This window comes from Brevibacillus sp. HB1.4B, from assembly GCF_013284285.1.
Lineage (GTDB): Bacteria > Bacillota > Bacilli > Brevibacillales > Brevibacillaceae > Brevibacillus > Brevibacillus porteri.
Genome location: NZ_JABSUT010000003.1, coordinates 1 through 18,103, shown reverse-complemented (window position 1 = coordinate 18,103; position 18,103 = coordinate 1). Strand labels below are relative to the sequence as shown.

The 18,103-nt window shown below is 46.5% G+C and carries 17 protein-coding genes; 2 read left to right on the top strand and 15 right to left on the bottom strand.

Going from position 1 to position 18,103, the window contains the following annotated elements; all coding sequences use genetic code 11:
- Positions 1-219 precede the first annotated feature (219 nt).
- The 5 genes from HP398_RS08030 to HP398_RS08010 all read right to left on the bottom strand — a co-directional run bounded on the left by HP398_RS08030 (position 220) and on the right by HP398_RS08010 (position 4,238).
- The gene (locus tag HP398_RS08030) at positions 220-744 is read right to left on the bottom strand and encodes a hypothetical protein (RefSeq protein WP_173622336.1); all 525 of its coding nucleotides are present in this window, start codon (positions 742-744) and stop codon (positions 220-222) included.
- Complete coding sequence (locus HP398_RS08025; protein WP_026043280.1) at positions 741-1,214, bottom strand: hypothetical protein; 474 nt, start codon at positions 1,212-1,214, stop codon at positions 741-743. The genes HP398_RS08030 and HP398_RS08025 overlap by 4 nt, the downstream gene beginning before the upstream one ends.
- Before the next feature lie 112 nt (positions 1,215-1,326).
- Positions 1,327-2,136, bottom strand: a complete 810-nt coding sequence (locus HP398_RS08020) for an alpha/beta fold hydrolase (protein WP_173622335.1) — start codon at positions 2,134-2,136, stop codon at positions 1,327-1,329.
- A 72-nt stretch (positions 2,137-2,208) separates the two neighbouring features.
- The gene (locus HP398_RS08015) at positions 2,209-3,267 is read right to left on the bottom strand and encodes a DmpA family aminopeptidase (RefSeq protein WP_173622334.1); all 1,059 of its coding nucleotides are present in this window, start codon (positions 3,265-3,267) and stop codon (positions 2,209-2,211) included.
- Between the two features lie 35 nt (positions 3,268-3,302).
- Positions 3,303-4,238 (bottom strand): dipeptidase, encoded by a 936-nt coding sequence (locus tag HP398_RS08010; protein ID WP_173622333.1) that lies wholly within the window; start codon positions 4,236-4,238, stop codon positions 3,303-3,305.
- Between the two features lie 198 nt (positions 4,239-4,436).
- On the opposite strand from HP398_RS08010, the gene HP398_RS08005 reads away from it, so the two are divergent.
- Positions 4,437-5,330: a LysR family transcriptional regulator gene (locus HP398_RS08005; RefSeq protein ID WP_007716122.1), complete on the top strand. Its 894-nt coding sequence runs from the start codon at positions 4,437-4,439 to the stop codon at positions 5,328-5,330.
- A gap of 91 nt (positions 5,331-5,421) precedes the next feature.
- Here HP398_RS08005 and HP398_RS08000 read toward each other — a convergent pair whose 3' ends face one another.
- Positions 5,422-6,060: a DUF2306 domain-containing protein gene (locus tag HP398_RS08000; RefSeq protein ID WP_173622332.1), complete on the bottom strand. Its 639-nt coding sequence runs from the start codon at positions 6,058-6,060 to the stop codon at positions 5,422-5,424.
- A 150-nt stretch (positions 6,061-6,210) separates the two neighbouring features.
- Here HP398_RS08000 and HP398_RS07995 point away from each other — a divergent pair, with 150 nt between their 5' ends.
- On the top strand, positions 6,211-6,801 hold the full coding sequence (locus tag HP398_RS07995) for a TetR/AcrR family transcriptional regulator (protein ID WP_069845715.1): 591 nt from the start codon (positions 6,211-6,213) through the stop codon (positions 6,799-6,801).
- Between the two features lie 77 nt (positions 6,802-6,878).
- Here HP398_RS07995 and HP398_RS07990 read toward each other — a convergent pair whose 3' ends face one another.
- From HP398_RS07990 to HP398_RS07955, 9 genes are all read right to left on the bottom strand, one after another.
- Positions 6,879-7,853, bottom strand: coding sequence for a Gfo/Idh/MocA family protein (locus HP398_RS07990; protein WP_026043279.1), 975 nt, complete (start codon positions 7,851-7,853; stop codon positions 6,879-6,881).
- A gap of 84 nt (positions 7,854-7,937) precedes the next feature.
- Positions 7,938-11,036, bottom strand: coding sequence for an efflux RND transporter permease subunit (locus tag HP398_RS07985; protein WP_173622331.1), 3,099 nt, complete (start codon positions 11,034-11,036; stop codon positions 7,938-7,940).
- The gene (locus tag HP398_RS07980) at positions 11,033-12,289 is read right to left on the bottom strand and encodes an efflux RND transporter periplasmic adaptor subunit (RefSeq protein ID WP_173622330.1); all 1,257 of its coding nucleotides are present in this window, start codon (positions 12,287-12,289) and stop codon (positions 11,033-11,035) included. The genes HP398_RS07985 and HP398_RS07980 overlap by 4 nt, the downstream gene beginning before the upstream one ends.
- Before the next feature lie 94 nt (positions 12,290-12,383).
- Positions 12,384-12,953, bottom strand: a complete 570-nt coding sequence (locus tag HP398_RS07975; protein WP_017250950.1) for a TetR/AcrR family transcriptional regulator — start codon at positions 12,951-12,953, stop codon at positions 12,384-12,386.
- Positions 12,954-13,381: 428 nt separating this feature from the next.
- Positions 13,382-15,346, bottom strand: a complete 1,965-nt coding sequence (locus HP398_RS07970; protein ID WP_173622329.1) for an acyltransferase family protein — start codon at positions 15,344-15,346, stop codon at positions 13,382-13,384.
- On the bottom strand, positions 15,339-15,461 hold the full coding sequence (locus HP398_RS31165; protein ID WP_256436325.1) for a hypothetical protein: 123 nt from the start codon (positions 15,459-15,461) through the stop codon (positions 15,339-15,341). Before HP398_RS31165 ends, HP398_RS07970 begins: the two co-directional genes overlap by 8 nt.
- Before the next feature lie 242 nt (positions 15,462-15,703).
- Positions 15,704-16,567 carry an anti-sigma-V factor RsiV gene (rsiV, locus tag HP398_RS07965; protein ID WP_017250947.1) on the bottom strand — a complete coding sequence of 288 codons (864 nt, stop codon included), beginning with the start codon at positions 16,565-16,567 and terminating at the stop codon, positions 15,704-15,706.
- A gap of 1 nt (position 16,568) precedes the next feature.
- Entirely contained in the window at positions 16,569-17,072 is a 504-nt protein-coding gene (locus HP398_RS07960; protein WP_173622328.1) for an RNA polymerase sigma factor SigV, read from the bottom strand.
- Between the two features lie 258 nt (positions 17,073-17,330).
- Complete coding sequence (locus HP398_RS07955) at positions 17,331-17,882, bottom strand: hypothetical protein (RefSeq protein ID WP_173622327.1); 552 nt, start codon at positions 17,880-17,882, stop codon at positions 17,331-17,333.
- Between the last annotated feature and the right edge of the window lie 221 nt (positions 17,883-18,103).

The following is an 18,103-nucleotide window of genomic DNA, read 5'->3' as shown; positions in this document are numbered from 1 at the left end:
TTCATGCCAATCATATTTTTCAACTGAAAATGAACGAATTCCGTACTTTTTCTATGCGTACATTGTTCGATTGCCTTTGAACGATTTGAACAAATCGTTTAGCTCATGTTGAACAAATTGTTCAATTTCAGGACGAAAAACAAAGGCATTGCCCTCTTGTTTGCAAGAACGGGCAATGCCTTTTGATTTTTTCTCATTATTTCCAGCCGAGAGATACCCTTACATTGCTTTCCCCCATTCGATCTCTTCCCATTCAAATGAATAGGCCAACACATCGATACATGAGTCATGCGCGCATAATACCCAATGCTTGACTCTGGGGGATGTAAAACCAAATGCTTCTTTCACGTTAGATTCCACAACCTCATAGAATCCAGGATTTGGGCAAACATCCGTTTCGTTCCATTCATCACTGATAGATAAGCTTCCGTCATAGTACGGATCAAGCATGCTGAAATCATATCGTTCGTAACCGTACATTTTACCGTATTTCGTAAAAAGACCGATCGCCTTGAATGTAATTTTGATCATAGCATTACCTGCTTTATTGTATTCGTCGTCTGGAATGTCATCCCCGTATTGCTCGTGTAGCTTAGTCATAACCTCGTCGTAGCGCTTTTTATTATATCCACACATCACTTCCACGCTTACTTCCCGATCCTCATAACCAGTAAAACTCGCAAAATCATGTGAGGGACTGATCATCCAAGGAACTCCGACAGGTACAACTTTCATTTGGCTCATCGATTTACCTCCGCTTTAAAGAACACCATTTCATCAAATGTAATCCCAAGATAGCTGTATTTTATATTCACTCTGTTTATTGCTTCATGATAAATAACACTCAGTCCATAAATTTCATCGTTTTTCGTAGATGTGCCAGCTTTCATCGCTATATCCTCAATATTCTGAAATCCATAGGGTATTGATTCCTTATTATCATAATCGTCAGTTACAATGAATCCTTGTAAAGCATTACTAACTTGTACTTTTGTTTTTGATGGTTTTTCATCGTTATTGACTGAAACATCCAATATTTTCACTTCACCAAAACCCTTATTACCAATTCCCACAACAACAGATTTATGATCATTGCTTGAAGCAAGGGTACCAATATCCAATGGCGAATTACCTTTCACAAGAAAATAAAAACCTCCCATAAATATTGCTATAAGTAGTACAAAAATCCACAGTTTCTTCTTCAATTTCCCCATCCTTAATCGTTGTTTTTTCATATATATTGAAAACCATATATTAGTAAATTCAATAAAAAATAGCCAATATCCTGCACCAAGGCAGAAATATTGGCCTTCTAACTCGACTCATTCAAGAGTTAATAAACTCCACCAGCTTCTTATTAAAATCATCCGCCTGACAAATCGGCATGCCGTGCCCACTGTTTTCAAACGGAAACAGCTTCGACCCTTTGATTTGCTGCTGGGTGAGCTCGGCGCTTTTGAATGGAATCAATTGATCGTGAATCCCATGAAAAATTCCGGTTGGCACACGGATTTGACCCAAGTCATTGATTACATTCTCTCTCGCTGCGGCTTGCATGATTTTGATGAGCGCATAGGATGCGGAGTCCAGCCCCATTTTGACAAACCACTGGAGTGTAGCCGTCCCTAAATTTCGATTGAAAAACTGCAAAGAAACCGTGTTTAATAACTCAGGCAAATTGGCGTACATCTGACTGATCAGCCCATCTGCTTGCTCCTTCGGGACGCCGTATGGAGAACCCGGCATTTTCACAAAGAAAGGAGAAACTGCATCCACTAACGCTAATTTGGAAATATGACGCCCCTCATAACGAGACATATACCGAATCGAAATGGCTCCACCCACCGAAAAACCTAGCAAGACGGCATCCCGTATCTTCAGTGCTTCCAAAACGACATAGATGTCATCTGCTAAGCGATCATACGTATAGCCGTTCCACGGTTTGTCCGATTGGCCGTTGCCGCGTATGTCCATGGCAACACAGCGGAACCCCTGCTGGGGCAGTACGTTGAATTGGTAGGAAAACATGTTATGGTTGAGCGGCCAGCCGTGAACGAAAAAAATCGTTTTGCTATTCGGGCCAGGATTGAGGTCTTCAACAAAAATCGTGACACCCTTTTCGACTTCAATGTACATAACCCTACCTCCTATTTCACACCATGCACCTCTTTACACTCAAGGTATGTCAACAGTTGTAGGGTTATGTTACTACTCACCTATGTCCGGACTCGGATACGCATGAACGATGCGTCCTTTTCTTCCCATAGTCGTGACTGCTTGCGCAAGAGAATGGTAGATGGCTTCCTCTGTCGCTTCTGCCGCAGCAGCAAACAGTTCGTTCATGATCGGGTGATCCTCACGTAGTTGCACGCGTGTTTCTGTAACGGCTGTTGTCTGGTGTGGAATCGTTTGCGCGGTGGAAAAAGCGATGACGATGTCGCCGCTCCCATGCCCAAAATGGCTCCCCGTGCGTCCCAAGCCGATTCCTGCGCGCTTCGCTACCCGAAGCAGTTGGCGATCACTCAATGGAGCATCTGTCGCAAGTACAATGATGATGGAGCCATCCTCGGACTTCTCTACTGCGTTTTCATTGTTTTTGCAGCTTGTGAACAGATTCGCTCCCAAGAAATCATTCTTGTTGCCAAAGTTACTGAGTACCAAAGCCCCCAATGTATACGCTTGCTCCTCATCCACTACGATACGAGAAGACGAACCGATCCCACCTTTGTAGCCAAAAGCAATCATCCCCGTCCCTGCCCCAACAGCGCCTTCTTCTACGGCCTGGTCCGTTGCGTTCTGAATCGCTACTCTCGCATCCTCCGGGCGCACGACACAGCGGCGAATGGAATTGAGATGACCATCGTTGCATTCGCCCACGACAATATTGATCGTCCCGGTCGTGTCCCCGATCTCTTCGTTCGTATCCAGCATGTATTGCAGAGTCCCTTGTGTAACCGCTGGAACGGAAAACGTATTGGTGAGCATGATCGGCGATTCCAATACACCCAGCTCATTTACTTGCACGAGTCCCGTCGTTTTGCCGAAGCCATTGATCACATAGCTGGCTGCGGTTACCTTTTCACGAAACAAGCTACCGCCATGTGGCAAAATGGCTGTCACACCCGTGCATGCATAATCCTCGTTGTCCAGCTCATGCTGAATCGTTACATGTCCTACTCGGACTCCGGCTACATCCGTTATGTCATTCTTCTCACCGACCGGCAGTCTCCCGATTGTCGCACCGAGCTGCCGAATTTTTTTCGTCATGCATTCCATTCCTTTCGTAAGGCTATGCCGAACACTTACACGGGACGATTGCGCAGAAAGTTCTCATAGGCAAACCCGCGCACTTCTTCTTCCTTATAATGCTTGAGCAGCTCGTTGATCAGGTTTTGGCTCTGCCCTGCATGCTCCAAGCCCACGACCTTCGCGGTAATGCCGTCGAAGTCAGAGCCGAGCCCAATATGTCGCACGCCACCGAGTGAACAAAAATGATCGATGTGCTTGATCAGATCATCTATCGTGGTTGGTGTCGTTTCATTGATAAACTGGGTGCAGTAAACGACATGTACATTCGCGCCTTTGGCAAATAACGCTTTTGCCTGTTCATCCGTCAGATTGCGTGGATGGTCGCAAATCGCTCGTGCATTTGAATGACTCGCGATCGGGTATGTAGCGAGTTCAATCGTATCCCAGAAGCTGCCCTCTCCTAGATGCGAGACGTCCGTCAACATTTTATGCTCATTGTGGAACTGAATGATTTCCTTACCAAAGGTCGTCAATCCGGCATTCCTCGGTTCCAGCGCACCATCCGCAGCAAGATTCGCGAAGTTCCAGGTGAGGCCCACAGAGCGTACCCCCAACTGATACAAAATGTGCAGCTTCTTCAAATCGTTGCCGATTGGCTCAACACCCTCCAATGTCAGCAACGCCCCGATCTCTCCCTCTTGCAAAAGGTCGAGATCGCTCCAATCACGGATTTGTTTCATTTCTGGATGTTTCCCGAGAACTTCTGTATAAAAGTAATGAATTTGATCCAAAGCTTTTTGAAAACGTTGCTCCGTGGACAATTCAGGGGATGTCCAGATGGCATAGCACTGTAGCTTTACCCCGCCATCGTATAGCCGTTTCCTGTTGACATCCAGCTCGTCCGCATCCGCAAAGGACAAAGCCCCATTTTTCTCCCAAATTTTCAGCAGTGCATCACAGTGCAAATCGATAATCGGCATTTTGGCCATTTGTATCCATCCCTTGTGCTAATTTCCTTTGAGAACACTACCTATTCTGTTAATGTTAAGGTAATGTATTTTGGAGAGCGAATCCAATAAATTATTGCTATAAGTCACTTAAGAAAACATTATCGAGGCTTATTCGAGGAGGAGCGACCGCCTTTTTGCGCGGAAAGTTTAAAAATTCACACAATGGAGCCACTACTCATGAATATGGAGCAAATTGAAGCATTCATCTTTGTCGCCCTGACCGGGAGCTTCAGCAAAACAGCTGATTTGCTCTATTTGTCACAACCCACGGTCAGCATGCGGATCAAAGCACTCGAGACGACTATGGGCTGCAAGCTGTTTCAGCGTACGGGTCATACCATTTCTCTTACAAAAGAAGGCGATCTGTTCCTTCCTTATGCGAAAAACATCATGCATATGCTGCAAGAGGGACAGCAAGCGATTCAGCGATCGCAAGGCGATGTAGAGGGAGAATTGACCATCTCCACCGTTTTTGTCTCCGCCTTTTACATTTTGCCTGACCTCGTCCAGCAATTCCAGCAGTTGTACCCCAAAATCAAACTGACGATCCTTACTGGGCATTCCCATCAGGTGCTCGATATGGTTCTGAACCACGAGGTGTCATTCGGAATTGCTCGTGCCGTTACCCATCCACAGATTAACCGGATTCAGCTGATGCCGGATGACATGGTCTTAGCGATTTATCCCGATCATCCGTTTGGATTCCGCCATCAGGTTTCCATTGAAGAAGTCGCACGTGAACGACTGATCTTGTTCAATCGGGGTTCGCTCGACTGGAAGCTGATCAACAATGCGTTCAGCCATTTTCAGCTACAAAACAATGTCGTCATGGAGGCTGACAACATCGAGGTCGTGAAGCGGATGGTCAAACAACGGCTGGGCATCGCCTTTTTGCCTCGCTTTGCCATCTCCAAAGATTTAAGCGAAGGCGAGCTGCAGGAAGTAGACGTCCTGAATCTGCCGCAAATCAACCGGAACTTCGAGCTGATTTACCTCAAGGATACACCTGTTCACGGGATTATGCGTACGTTTATCGATTTTTTGATGCAGAGCAAGGCTTTGCAGCAGTAGGAAAGAACCATGGGCTTACCTCCTAAAAAAGCTTCACATCTGAACCAATGAAACTGGTTGATGCGAAGCTTTTTAGGAAACGCTGAGTCTATCATGCTTTTTTCGGTGCGCGCAGTTTCGTACGAATGATCATCTCTGCCGTCAAGACAAGCCCAATCATGGCGACATAGACGCCGATTGTGTAGCTGATCTCATACGGCAAACCTACCACCTTTTCAAAGATCGGCTTTAATAGATGAATCAGCATGTTGGTGAACAAGAAGACGAAGCTCCTGACCATCCATTCCTTATGCTTCATGACTTGACGCTTTTTAATTTTGACGAGCGCCGTAATGGTGATAGCCGGCCAGATAATGTTCAATAAATGGAAGGGCCAACTCGCTACTTTTCCGCCCGTTACATAAGGGGCCATATATCCGGATGTGACTACCACAACCAACACACTAAAAAGATAGACATAGCCTGTTACTTTATGTAGCTTGCGGTTCTCTGCGAGCAGCTTGTCCGAAAAGTTAGCCACTCCACAGACCAGAGCAATCAGGGCGAAAAACAAATGGACATACATGACCGTAAGCCAGATCGATGTGTTCATTCGCTCTTTGTTGTAAACAGATTTGTGACTGAGGAAGCCTTTCGCTTCTGGATCGATGATAAAGTTTTGCACGAGTGCATACGTGATCGCCATACAAGCGACGAAAATGACAATCGAATATGGTTTGATTCGGTTCATCCTGCCACACAACCCTTTGTTCGATTTTTGAGACCGAACCGTTCGGTCTCTTTTTGATTTTACATGATTGCCTTCTTTCGTACATGCGAGAAATGTTACAATAACTTGGACGAATATAGACCGTGTTGGCCGAATGAAAGGACTATCGCGATGCGCAAAGGCGAAAAAACAAAGCTGCATATTATCCAGAAGTCAGCAGAGCTGTTTAATCAAAACGGTTATACAGGAACCTCCATGCAAGACATCATGGATGCAACGGGACTTACCAAAGGCGCACTCTACCGGGGTTTTGCCAGTAAAGATGAAATCGCTATAGAGGCCTTCAAATATGCGGGTGAAGTGTTACATGCGCATTTTGCAGCTGCACTGGAAAAACAGGACACGGCCACTGCAAAACTCGTAGCCATGGCAAAGGTATATTCTGATGCGGTAAACAATCCCCCGCTCCAAGGTGGCTGCCCGCTTCTCAACACAGCCGTAGAAAGTGACCACTCGTTCCCTGTACTTCGCGAGTATGCCCTCGCCGCTTACCAAGAGACCATATCGTTCATGCAGGGCTTGCTGGAAGAAGGAATCGCCGAGGGAGAATTTCGTTCCGCAATGGACGCAGAAGCCGTCGCTTCGGTTATCTTCTCTTCGATTGAAGGGGCTATAATGGCAAGCAGACTCACACACGATAACAAGCATGTCCATTTTGCCATCAAGCATATTGAGCAGCTTTTACAAACATACAAGCCCTAACAAAAGAAAAGAGCAGTCGCTAGGATGTGATACCCCTGCCTACCTGCTCTTTTTTCGTGGACTTTTCCTGCTAATTTCTATTTGATGTAGTGTACTTTTTCATGTCCGAGCAATGCTTCCAGCACTTGCTGTACTTTCACGCCTGTCTCAAACGTAACCAGTCGGGCATCTCCACCGTTAATCGCAATGGACAGCTCATCCAACAGCAGGGAGAGACGGTCTTGCTGTGGAACTTCAGCCGGAACGAGCGTTTCGCCGTGTCCACCCACAAACAGATTGCTCCAGTTCACGACACTCAATGTCCCTTTTGACCCGTACACACGATAATCCAAATGCTCCTCATGTGCGATACCGGCTAAGCCATTGATCGTAACCGGAGTACCATCTGTCAGACGCAGGAAGGCCGATACACCTGTCTCGCATAGGTCATGATCTGCTGGATAATCTACCTCTGAGCGGACTACATGCAGGTCTCCGAAGAGCTCGTAAGTCAGGTGAGTGAAATGCGGTAGCACTTCACGGATGAAACCGCCTTGCTCGCGACCAGCCAGCCAAGGTGTTTGTTGCCATGGACGCGGCCACTGGTGAAAATGTGTCAGGATATCGATGCGGCGGATCTCTCCGATTTCTTCGAGTCTGCGGGAGAGCTCAGGAAAAACGCCTTGATAGTAGAGCGGGAAGTTCATCGCATGGACAACCCCTGCGTCATTTGCTGCTTCCAGCATTTCTTGCGCTTCTGTCAACGAATTGGCCAATGGCTTTTCGCAGAGCAAATGCTTTTTGTGCGCCAGTACATCAAGCGCAATGGCGTGATGGAATTTGGGAGGGACAGCCAAATAGATGACGTCCAGCTCTACTTTTTTCAATAATTCCTTATAATCTGTGTACCAAGGCACATCGCCGGACTTTTGCGCGGCTTCCTGTGCTCTTTCCGCAGATACATCACTCACTGCGGCTACTCGAAATTTTTCGTGGGTACGGATCGCGTTCATCATGCGCTCGCCCATGACGCCTGCGCCAATAACCCCAACGTTCCATTTCACTTGGTCCATCTGCATTTCCTCGCTTCCTGGTGAATGTTCGTCTTCGTGCCTCTACCCCTTTCTCCATTTGTCTGAACATTCCTCCTGAATAGCTTAGATTGACAGCTGATTCTGCGCTTCCTTTTTTACCCGCTTCTTCTCTTTTTGGATGGCTACAACTGTATAGAGAGAAGGAACGACGATCAGCGTGAGCAGCATCGAGAACAGCAAGCCAGAAATGATTGTAATGGCGAGCGGCTGAAACAACACACTCCCCTTAATCGCCATCGGTGACAAACCTGCTACTGCGGCGAAGGTCGTAAGTAAAATCGGCCGCAAACGGGCTTTCCCTGCTCCAATCACCGCATCGTGCAGAGCGACGCCTTCATGCCTCGCCTCCTCGATGAATTCGATTAAGACAATCCCGTTTCGGACGACGATGCCTGCCAATGCGATAAAACCCGCCACCGTCATGAATCCAATCGGTGTCGACGTGATGAATAGTCCGATCAAGCTGCCCGCGATCGCGAGGTATACCGTACTCATCACCAAAACAGGAATAGACAAGGAATTAAACTGCACGACGATCAGCAAAAAGATAAGGAAGACCGCAATAACCGCAAGCACTCCCAAATCGAGCAATACTTCCGATTCCTCTTCTGTTTCACCTGTCACATTCCAAGCATACCCGTCCGGCAGTTCCAGCTGCTTCATTTTCGCGTTCACTTCGCTCATCACATCAGCGGCCGTCCGATCTCGGACATCACTCGTGATGGTGACACTGCGGGACATATTGTAACGAGGAATACTCTGCATCGATAAGTCTGGCTTCATTTCGGCTATTTGTGAAACCGGAATGAGCTGCCCACGCGCATTTGGAACCGTGAGTTGAGCGAAGACTTGCTCTGTCGTCATTCCCGACTGATCGGCTATCAGCGTAATATCGACCAAGTTTTTCCCATTGTCAAATTGCCCCATTGGAATGCCTTGGCTGATCAATCGCAATGTTCTGGTCAAATCCGCTTCATTGATCAGCTCCTTATCCATCTTTCCCTGATTCACTTGGAACTGGAGGGAATACTGTTCATTTCCCAGCGTGTCGTTGGTGTTGTAAGTTCCCTCGATCTCCATGATGAGCTTCTTGATTTGCTCAGAAATCGTGTATAGCTCCTGCAAATCATCCCCGTACACCCGAATCCCTACCGGACTTCCCGTATACATACCATCCTTCGCACTGTAAGGAATGATATTCGCTTCTGGATACATCATCTTAAACTGCTCGGACCACGGCGCAAGCACTTTTCGCGCATCCATTTTGTTATGGTCAAATGTGACGATCAATTGCGCGACATTTTCTCCGATTCCAACTGGCGGCGCAGAGGGCAGCATCTGTGGTGCGTTGCCCCCTACAAAAGACGAGACTTTTTGAATATGCGCCTGCTGCGAAATCCATTCGGAAACACCAAGAACAATCCGATCCGTTTCCTGTAAATTACCGCCAACTGGCGTCGTTATATTCACAACCATCTGTGGCCTGTCAGCATCCGGAAAGAGCTGTACTGGGACGAACATAACGAGTCCATAGGCCGCAGTAGCAATCAGTACCCCACTCAATCCTGTTTTCAGCGGCTTTTTTAACATCACTTTCAGAACACGATCGCCATACCAATTCGTCAGTGTATCGATTTGTTTGCCCAGCAAGCCAGCTGGCTTCCGATAGTCTGTCTCTGTTTTGCTCCGCTTCTTGTTCCTTCGCTCGTTCCATTCCCGGTAAATCGGAATAATGGTGAGGGACATGAACATCGAGGCCCCCATCGTAAAGATGATAATGAGTGGTACCGGAAAAATAAACTGGCCTGCATCACCTGGGAGAAACATGATCGGTCCAAACGCTGAGATAGTAGCCAGGGTAGCCGTAATGATGGAGACCGCAACTTCCTTCGTCCCTGCTACAGCAGCGGTATACGGGTCCTCTCCCAATACAGATAGCCTTCGCTCAATGTTGTCATTCACTACGACTGCGTCGTCAACCAAAATACCAAGAACAATGATGAGCCCAAAAACGGTCATCTGATTGAGCGTAATGCCAAAGAACGGCAGGATCACCATCCCTGCGGCCAGCGAGATTGGAATTGCCAATGCGACCATCAAGGATGTCGTCAAATTCAAACCTAGCATACAAATGAAAAGAACCGCTACGATGGCAATGATCATCTCCACGTACAATTCAGTAAAAACACTGTCAATTTGATCCACCTGCGCAAACACGGGTTCTCTGTTCGCCCATGACGGTAGACTCTTTTCCAGCGCCGCGAGCTTCTCATTGACTGCTTTATGTACCTTTGGAACGTCGCTTCCCAGCTCGGCATTGATGCTAATCGTCGCAGCAGGCTTCCCGTTATAGTACGTCCGGTACTCCACCCGTTTGGTACTGTCGGAAATGGTGGCAATATCCTTCAAATAGACGGGCATGCCCTCCTGCGTACGTGTTACGACTACCTTTTCAAAGGTCCCCACATCGGTGCTGACAGGTAATGTGAGCTGGTATTTCCGCGTATCCATGTTGACATCACCGAGCGGCGTTGTTTCATTTTTGGTTTGCACAGCATTCATTACTTGCGCCCAGGAAATGCCGTACTGTTGCAGCTTTTTGGCATCGACAGCGATTTTCACCTCTTGCTCTGGCAATCCTTGAATCGTGACATCGGAAACGCCCGGAACGGTTCGTAGCTGATCCTTCCACAGATCCAGTGTATCGCGTAATTGGAGAACCTCTTCAAAAGAATCGGTTGTGACTTGAAATGTTTGGATGAACGTACGACTCAAGTCATCATTGATGATAGGCTGTTCTGCTTCATCCGGTAAGTCGGCCTCCGCATCCTTCACTTTTTTCCGTACATCTTCAAACACCTTTTTCGGCACAACGTCATTCTCGGTTTTCACATGGATAATCGAGACGCCCGAACGGGACTCGGAGCTAATCGATTTAATGCCATGTACTTCGTTGATTTTTTCTTCCAGCTTCTTCGTGACCGTCTGCTCCACCTTCTCCGGAGTCGCTCCCGGATACACGGTGGTGATGGTCGCCATGCTGACAATGATGTCTGGCTGCTCCTGTTGCGGCAGTGAAACCGTAATGGACAAACCGATCAGCACGAGCATCGTAAAGAAAACGAGGGTGATTTTGCGCTTCTGGATGAAAAACTCGATCATGGCTGATTGCCTCCTTTTACGGTAACAGAGTCCCCGTTAAGCAAGCGATCAGCACCTTTCATAATCAACATGTCCCCTTCCTGCAAGCCAGAAGTAACTTCAAAATGATTGTCCACATACTGACCAATCGTGACAGTCGTTTTGGTCGCTTTTCCATCTGTTAGCAAGAAGACATAGGGTTCCGAGCCTCGGCTAAAAACTGCCTCCGCAGGGACAAAAATCCCTTTCTTTTGCGACAGGGTTCGCTTTACAGTGACAACTTGCCCAGCAAACCAGTCTTTCTTGGTGTTATCGATGACTACTTCCACGCTAATCGTGCCCGTCTGTTCGTTCGTGGCCGGATATATATTGGTTACCTTTCCTTTTCGTTTCTCCTCGTACAAGCGAATCTCGACTTCATCTCCTACCTTCCACGATGAGATGTCCTTGTCAGGTACAGGCAAGATTGTTTTCAGCTGATGGATATTGCCGATTCGGTAGACAGGAGCACCTGGATTTGCCAACTGCCCTACATCAGCCAATTTTGCCAGCACAGTTCCCTGAATAGGTGCTTTCACCTCGGTTTTTGCCAAAGTAGCTGCTGCCTGATCTCGGGTCACCATGGCTCCCTGGTAGCTGGCGTTTGTGGCACTGATATCCTCCGTACGAGCGCCTGCTTTCACCAATGAATAGGTCTCTTGCACCTGGGCGTAATCTTTTTCGGCTAGTTCAAACGCATGCTTGGCACTTTCAAATTCGGTTTCGGAAATCGCCCCGTTTTTATAGAGCTGTTCCATGCGCTGATAATCTTTCTGTGCTTGATCCCGTGAGATTTTCTTCGCTTCGACCGCTACTTTTGCTTGCTGGACCTCTTGTTCGCGCGCACCATTTTTTACTTTTGAAAGCTGTGCGTTTGCGCCATGCACATTGGCGTTTGCTAATGCGAGCTGGAGGGAGTAGTCAGTAGAATGGAGACGGGCCAGCACATCTCCTTTTTTGACTGTGTCTCCTTCCTTGTACGGCAACGACTTGATTTCACCAGCTACTTCAAACGAAACCGTCGTTTCTTCCATGGGCGCAAGTGTCCCCGACAGTTCACTAGTCGATTGAAAGCTTTTCAGCTGAATCAGATGCGCTTCTACGAATTTGGCCTCAGCTTGGGCTATACTCCCAGCAGACGAGGTCATATCGTGATTGTTCGTGCAAGCCGTCGTCATTACTGCAAGGGAGACCAGCACCAGAAGCCCCATACTTTTTCTGATCGACTTATCCATAAGCGACTCACTCCTATACGTTTCTTCTCTTTTTCTGTGATAAAGATATTCGGAATGAACATTCATTCCGTATTGTTCAAAAGAAGGATCAGAATTAATGAATTCTGATCGCATCCCAACAAGCTTCCTCTACGCCTGCAAGCAATTCGGGGGTTTCTTCGATTTCGCCAGCCATGATGCACTTGTTCAATGCGATGTATGCACCGTCGACAATTGCAATCAATGCATCCGCTGGCAACGGACGAATGACCTTCTTTTTTTGCCCCTGTTCAATGAACTCGAATAAAAATGTGCGCAGCTTCATGTATGCAGCTCGGCTGGCTTCGTCCAGGTAGTGACCATTTGTGTGGGAATCCAGAAACAACAAGGCGTTCAAATTCTTTTTGGAGTAGCGAATCGTCTGCTTCGCAATATGCCGAAATTGCTCACGTAAGTCGTCACTTGTACGAGGATAGCCATCTTGGAGTGTCTCAAGAAACTCCCCCACACTTTCTTGGAACAACGTATTAACGAGCGCTTCTTTGTTTTCAAAATAACGATAGATGGTACCGGCACCGACTCCTGCTTTTTCGGAAATCATCGGGACGGTCGTTCCATCAAAACCGCGCTCTACAAACAGAACGAGCGCTGCTTCCAAGATTATTTCGCGCTTGGTTTCAGACAAGGTCATGACTCCTTTCGTGCGGAATGAATTTTCATTCTGGTAGGAATTATAGTATATATTTTACTGGAGTGTCAAATGGCCCGTGTGCAGATGTAAAATGGACTAGGTAAGCTACATAGATGTTGAAATGCCAAAAGTGGCCTCTCTTGAAAATCGAGCAGTTGAGTCAAGAAACAAAATTTATCCGAGCTCGCAAAAGCTAAAGAACAAATTTCGACTGGTAAACAGCAAATGGAGGAAATCCTAACGGCTTTAAACAATCTTGCTAACTTAGGCGGTTATCCTATGTTTCGGTTTCCTTGCGATGAAGCTATTGATGCGAAGGGAAAGATCCTTTTTGAACATAACTCAACTGTTCGATGAAAATATAGTATTAGACTGTATATAGAATGTCACTGACTTTCTCTTTGTCTCGGCAGCTTTCGCAATTAACGGTCGGTTACAGTTGTGCGGCTTCCGGTATCGCCGTTTTGTTGCGGTTTGATCGCTTCCACTACCAGAGAAACATATACCTTGGCGCCTTCCTCGACAAGATGCACGCCGTCCCGTGCGAAATACGAATCTTTGTTGACGCTGGCCGCGTACCAGTCGACGAGTGTCACATTGGAGAACTGATTAGCTGCCTCCTCCAGTTCTGAGTTGACGACTTGTTCCCAATTACGCGGCACTCGTGTATTTACAAGTACAATTTGCCGAACGTCTTTGAGCGAATTCATTAGATTAACAAGTGTCTTCTCCGAGAATGGTCCGTTCGTGCCGAGCTCGATAATGACTACGTCGCCTAGCTTGCCGTTGGTCTTGAGTTGATCGACTACGTCCTGCGCCTCAGACAACTGCCGGCCCACTTTGCCGTTGATTGTGCTTCCAGGAAGAAGAGTTTTCAGATAAGGAGCAACGTCGATCATGACCGAGTCGCCGATCGCGGTCACTCCCTGGCCCGTATCCGGCTTCGGAGTCTCAACGGGCTGTTTTGAGTCGTTTGGCTCCGAAATAAGTTTGTCGTCCGGCCTCGTATAGTCGTCCGGTCGGGCAGGATGGTCCGGTGGCAATGAGCCATCAAGTCCCGAATGTTCTTTGCTGTCGAGTGCTGTAGCGAATTCTTGCTGAGAGTTCGGCGACGCTGTCCCATCCGTTTGAAGGTTGCTGGCGCCTTGTGAAACTGAACTCGTCGTCGCGCTATAAGCACAGCTAGTTATAGTGACTAAAAAAAGTATAGGTACGAGTAGCTTACACACCGAAGCCATGTTGCGACCGATCGATACCCGATTCCTCCGCATTTTCCGATCACTCATCTGCATCCATATTTTACCCAAACCGCCGTTGCGAATCGGCTCCTCGATAAACCGCCACGATAGCGCGGTAAGTACAACACTCGCTATTACCTGCAATATGCTGCGCACAATACTGGTCCCGCCGGTGTTGACCACAGGACTTGTCAGGACGATAACCGGATAATGCCAAAGATAAATACCGTAAGAGCGAACGCCAAACCACCGCAGCGGTTTCCACCCCAACACTTTTCCCAGTCGGCTGACCGGATGGACGAGCGCCGCTACCACTACGGCCGTTGCGACGGATAGCAGCACAAATCCTCCTCGGTAAAGAAAGCTGTCGTACGGATCGGTTTGCCAGATCATGACCACAATTGTGACCAGACCAGCCGCCCCGAAGCAATCAATGAGTAAACGTGCTTGAGGCGCAGCTTTTACGGAGAGATTGCGGCTCGGCCATATCATTGCGAGCGCGGCGCCGATGAGCAGGGCGAACGCTCTCGTATCTGTTCCGTAGTAGACCCGGCTCGGGTCAGTACCTGGCTCGTAAAGCAACGCCATCGCTAGCGCCGAAATAAGCGCGAGACCGAAAGTCAACCCGAGAAGCCGCCATCTCCGCGGTGAAAAGTGGAGACCGATAACAAGAAGCAGCGGCCACAGTAGGTAGAACTGCTCCTCCACGGCGAGCGACCAGAAATGACCAAACGGTGAAGGCGGACCGAAGCTCGAAAAATACGAAACCTCGTGAAAGATACGCCACCAGTTGTTGACATAGAGCAGCGTCGACAGGACCTCCCCACGAAGCGGTGCCAGTTGGGAGCGATCGAGTAACGTAATCCATACCATGACGACCGCAATTGTGACGAGCAGCGCGGGCATCAGCCGCCGTACCCGTCTTAACCAGAAGTCTTTCCAATCAATCTTCCCGTCTCTTTTCCATTGTGCAATGAGGATGTCCGTGATAAGGTACCCGGACAATACGAAAAACACGCCGACACCTAGTAACCCTCCAGGAGCCCAGTTGCCATTGAGGTGATAGACGATGACGGCTAATACAGCAAGCGCCCTCAATCCGTCAAGCCCAGGCATGTAGCGGCCATTGTCGTTCAGCGGCTTAGGCATACCGGCTGCCCTTCCCATCTATATCGACGTTTGCCGCGAATGGCGGGAATTGTTCGTTTATCATGCCGTTCTCCACCGCGAGTCGGCTACTACAGTTCTGTTTCATTCGTTTCATGCTATGCATCTGTATTCTACCCTTTCAATCACAATAATTAGGTTTCAACTAAGCTGACGAGTAACTAATAGAATACATGTACGACGAACCCGATATATGTACTTCGGGTCCGAAGTGAATACCAGACTTCATACGGTGCTGTCAGCACGACCTTCGTAGGTAATGCAGTTAGCCGCGGCAATGTAGTCATTAGATTCGTTTTCACAGGATACGCGATGGAACCTATGACTCGATTTCGATTTTTATTTTATATATTCGTTACTTACTAATGCATCGGTAATGACATTGGTTGGTATGATAAACTCACGCACGCCCATAAATCCGGGTGCGACCTCGTATTTTTCAAAGCAGATGACAAGTTTGCCATCATTATTAATATAGAAGCTTTGATCTTTAGCAATGGTTTCAAAGTTGCCTCCCTTCTCATCTAACCAATAAACCTTTTCGGGATCTGCTTTCATTTGCTGTCTCATCTGTTCTTTTATATTTTCGTTGATTAGGCTTATATAACTTTCATCTTTAAATAAACTCGGCAAGGTAATCAAAAGCTGATTTTTCTTGTCTATCGTGTCGTAAGTATATTTTGATAAACCATTAACCGTGCTTACAACATATCTACCTAAAGCAAGGATCTGATCATTGTCGGTTTTGACATCATAACCGCTTTTTACACCTACATGACCTCCGCCATTTTTCTTTAATTCCTCCATCTCAGCCGTGAAATCGTTATACAGTTTTTTACTTTCTTCCAGGTATTTGTTGTTCAAGGTGGCTTCTAAGGTTTTGTTTTCCATGTTTGTAATGGCAGGTACTTTTATATCGGCTTTGGCCGTTTCTTCATCTACTTTAAATTCTGTAAAAGTTAGTACCTTGACGAGCGAGCTAATCAACGGTACTTCCGATAAGGCATTTGCAAATGTGGGGCTAGCATTAATCCCTGTTATAAATATAATAGCCGCTGCCCCAACACCAACGAGACTCTTCGTCCTCTTGTTCGCATGTTTTTTCTTGCTTTGTTTAAGAGCTTTCTTCACAACGAAATCCAATTCATCGGGGATAGGCGTATTCTTATATTTTCTTTTCAATTGTTCCAGTTGTTCGCTCATATTACTTTACCTCCTGTAAAATTTCGTCGCTCATTTGAATTCGAAGTTTGCGGAGTGATTGATACAATCGAGTTTTTATCGTGTTGATGTTTTCGTTCATCACTTCCGCAATTTCTTCAATTTTTAAATCCTCAAAATATCTAAGTACAACCACAGTTCGAAAGGCTTGAGGCAATTGCTCCAAAGCCTTCTCCAGATCGATGTCATGGTAGGCGTCTTCACTTATGAGGCCGTGTAATTCCAACGTCTGATCATCTACTAGTTGAATCCTCTTTTGTTTTCTAAGGAAATCGAGAGATGTATTCACCACGATTCTGTAAAACCAGGCTTTCATCGAACCTTCGGATTTTAAGGTGTGTGAAGATGACAACGCCTTGTGGATAGAGTCCTGAACAATATCCAGTGCGTTATCTGCATTCTTTACATAACTGAAAGCTAACTGATACACATTCTGTTTATTTTCCGTAATAAAACGGATAAGTAATTTTTCTAATTTTCTATCCATTTAAAGATTCTCCCCTTGATACGCGCCGTATCATTTGCTTTCCTTACCTGTAAAAGACGACTGAGCTAACCAAAAAGTTTGTTTTTCAAAAATGGGAAATATGAGAGTCCCTGAAATCACCCGCAATGTATTTTCGAGTGAAAGGTGGATTAACGAACGAAGAGTTTGAATCAACAAGAAACTCGATGCCCCTTTAAGGAAATCGAGTTTCTTGTTGAATAATTGTAAGTTTGCTGGGAATGTGTATCACTAATCGTTTTATTGTTTTACAGTGCTTTGGTTATCAGAAAAAACCATTTTCAGTTTACTTTCTTCCAAAGCTAAGACAAGATGATCCACGTATCCACCATTTCCTCCTTGTGGAGCCGTTACAATAATATCGTTCACCTTATCACCCGTATAGTCACCAATAATTAGGTTTGGTTCTCTTCCAAACTGCTCATCCAATGTTCCATCTGTCCCTTTGTTCACCCAATCATGTTTTACGTATCCTTGGGTTTTTCCATCCTGCACTACAATAGATAAATTGTCGGCATAAGCATCTAATCTTCCATCAATCATTTCTTTTGTTCCAACCAATATCACTTTGTCTTCAACAGAATCACCGTTCACATCGGCCATTTTGTAATCAAGTACATACGTATTTTCTTTTAGTTTAAGTTCGGGCGCTATAAATTTTTGACCAATTTCCACTTTTGGGGCTTGAGCTGTCTGTTCTGCAGAAGCAACTTGGAGTTTTCCCACTCCTGCTGCACAAATAAAACCCGCGAGTACCAAAAAAGAAAGTTTCTTTACGTGTTGATTTTTCATATTTTTAACCTCCATTTATCATTTGCTTGCCTTACATATGAACGACGTATGAGATACCCTAAAAAGTTTGTTTTTCGTTTAATCATGGAAAGCCACCGGGCTAATGCCATTTTTATTACATGTGCTCTCGACGGGATAGTTGGCTGATGCTGCTGAATATGAAGGCGTAAGAAGATATCAAACCCAGACTGAGAAAATATAGTATTAGACTGACATGGGGT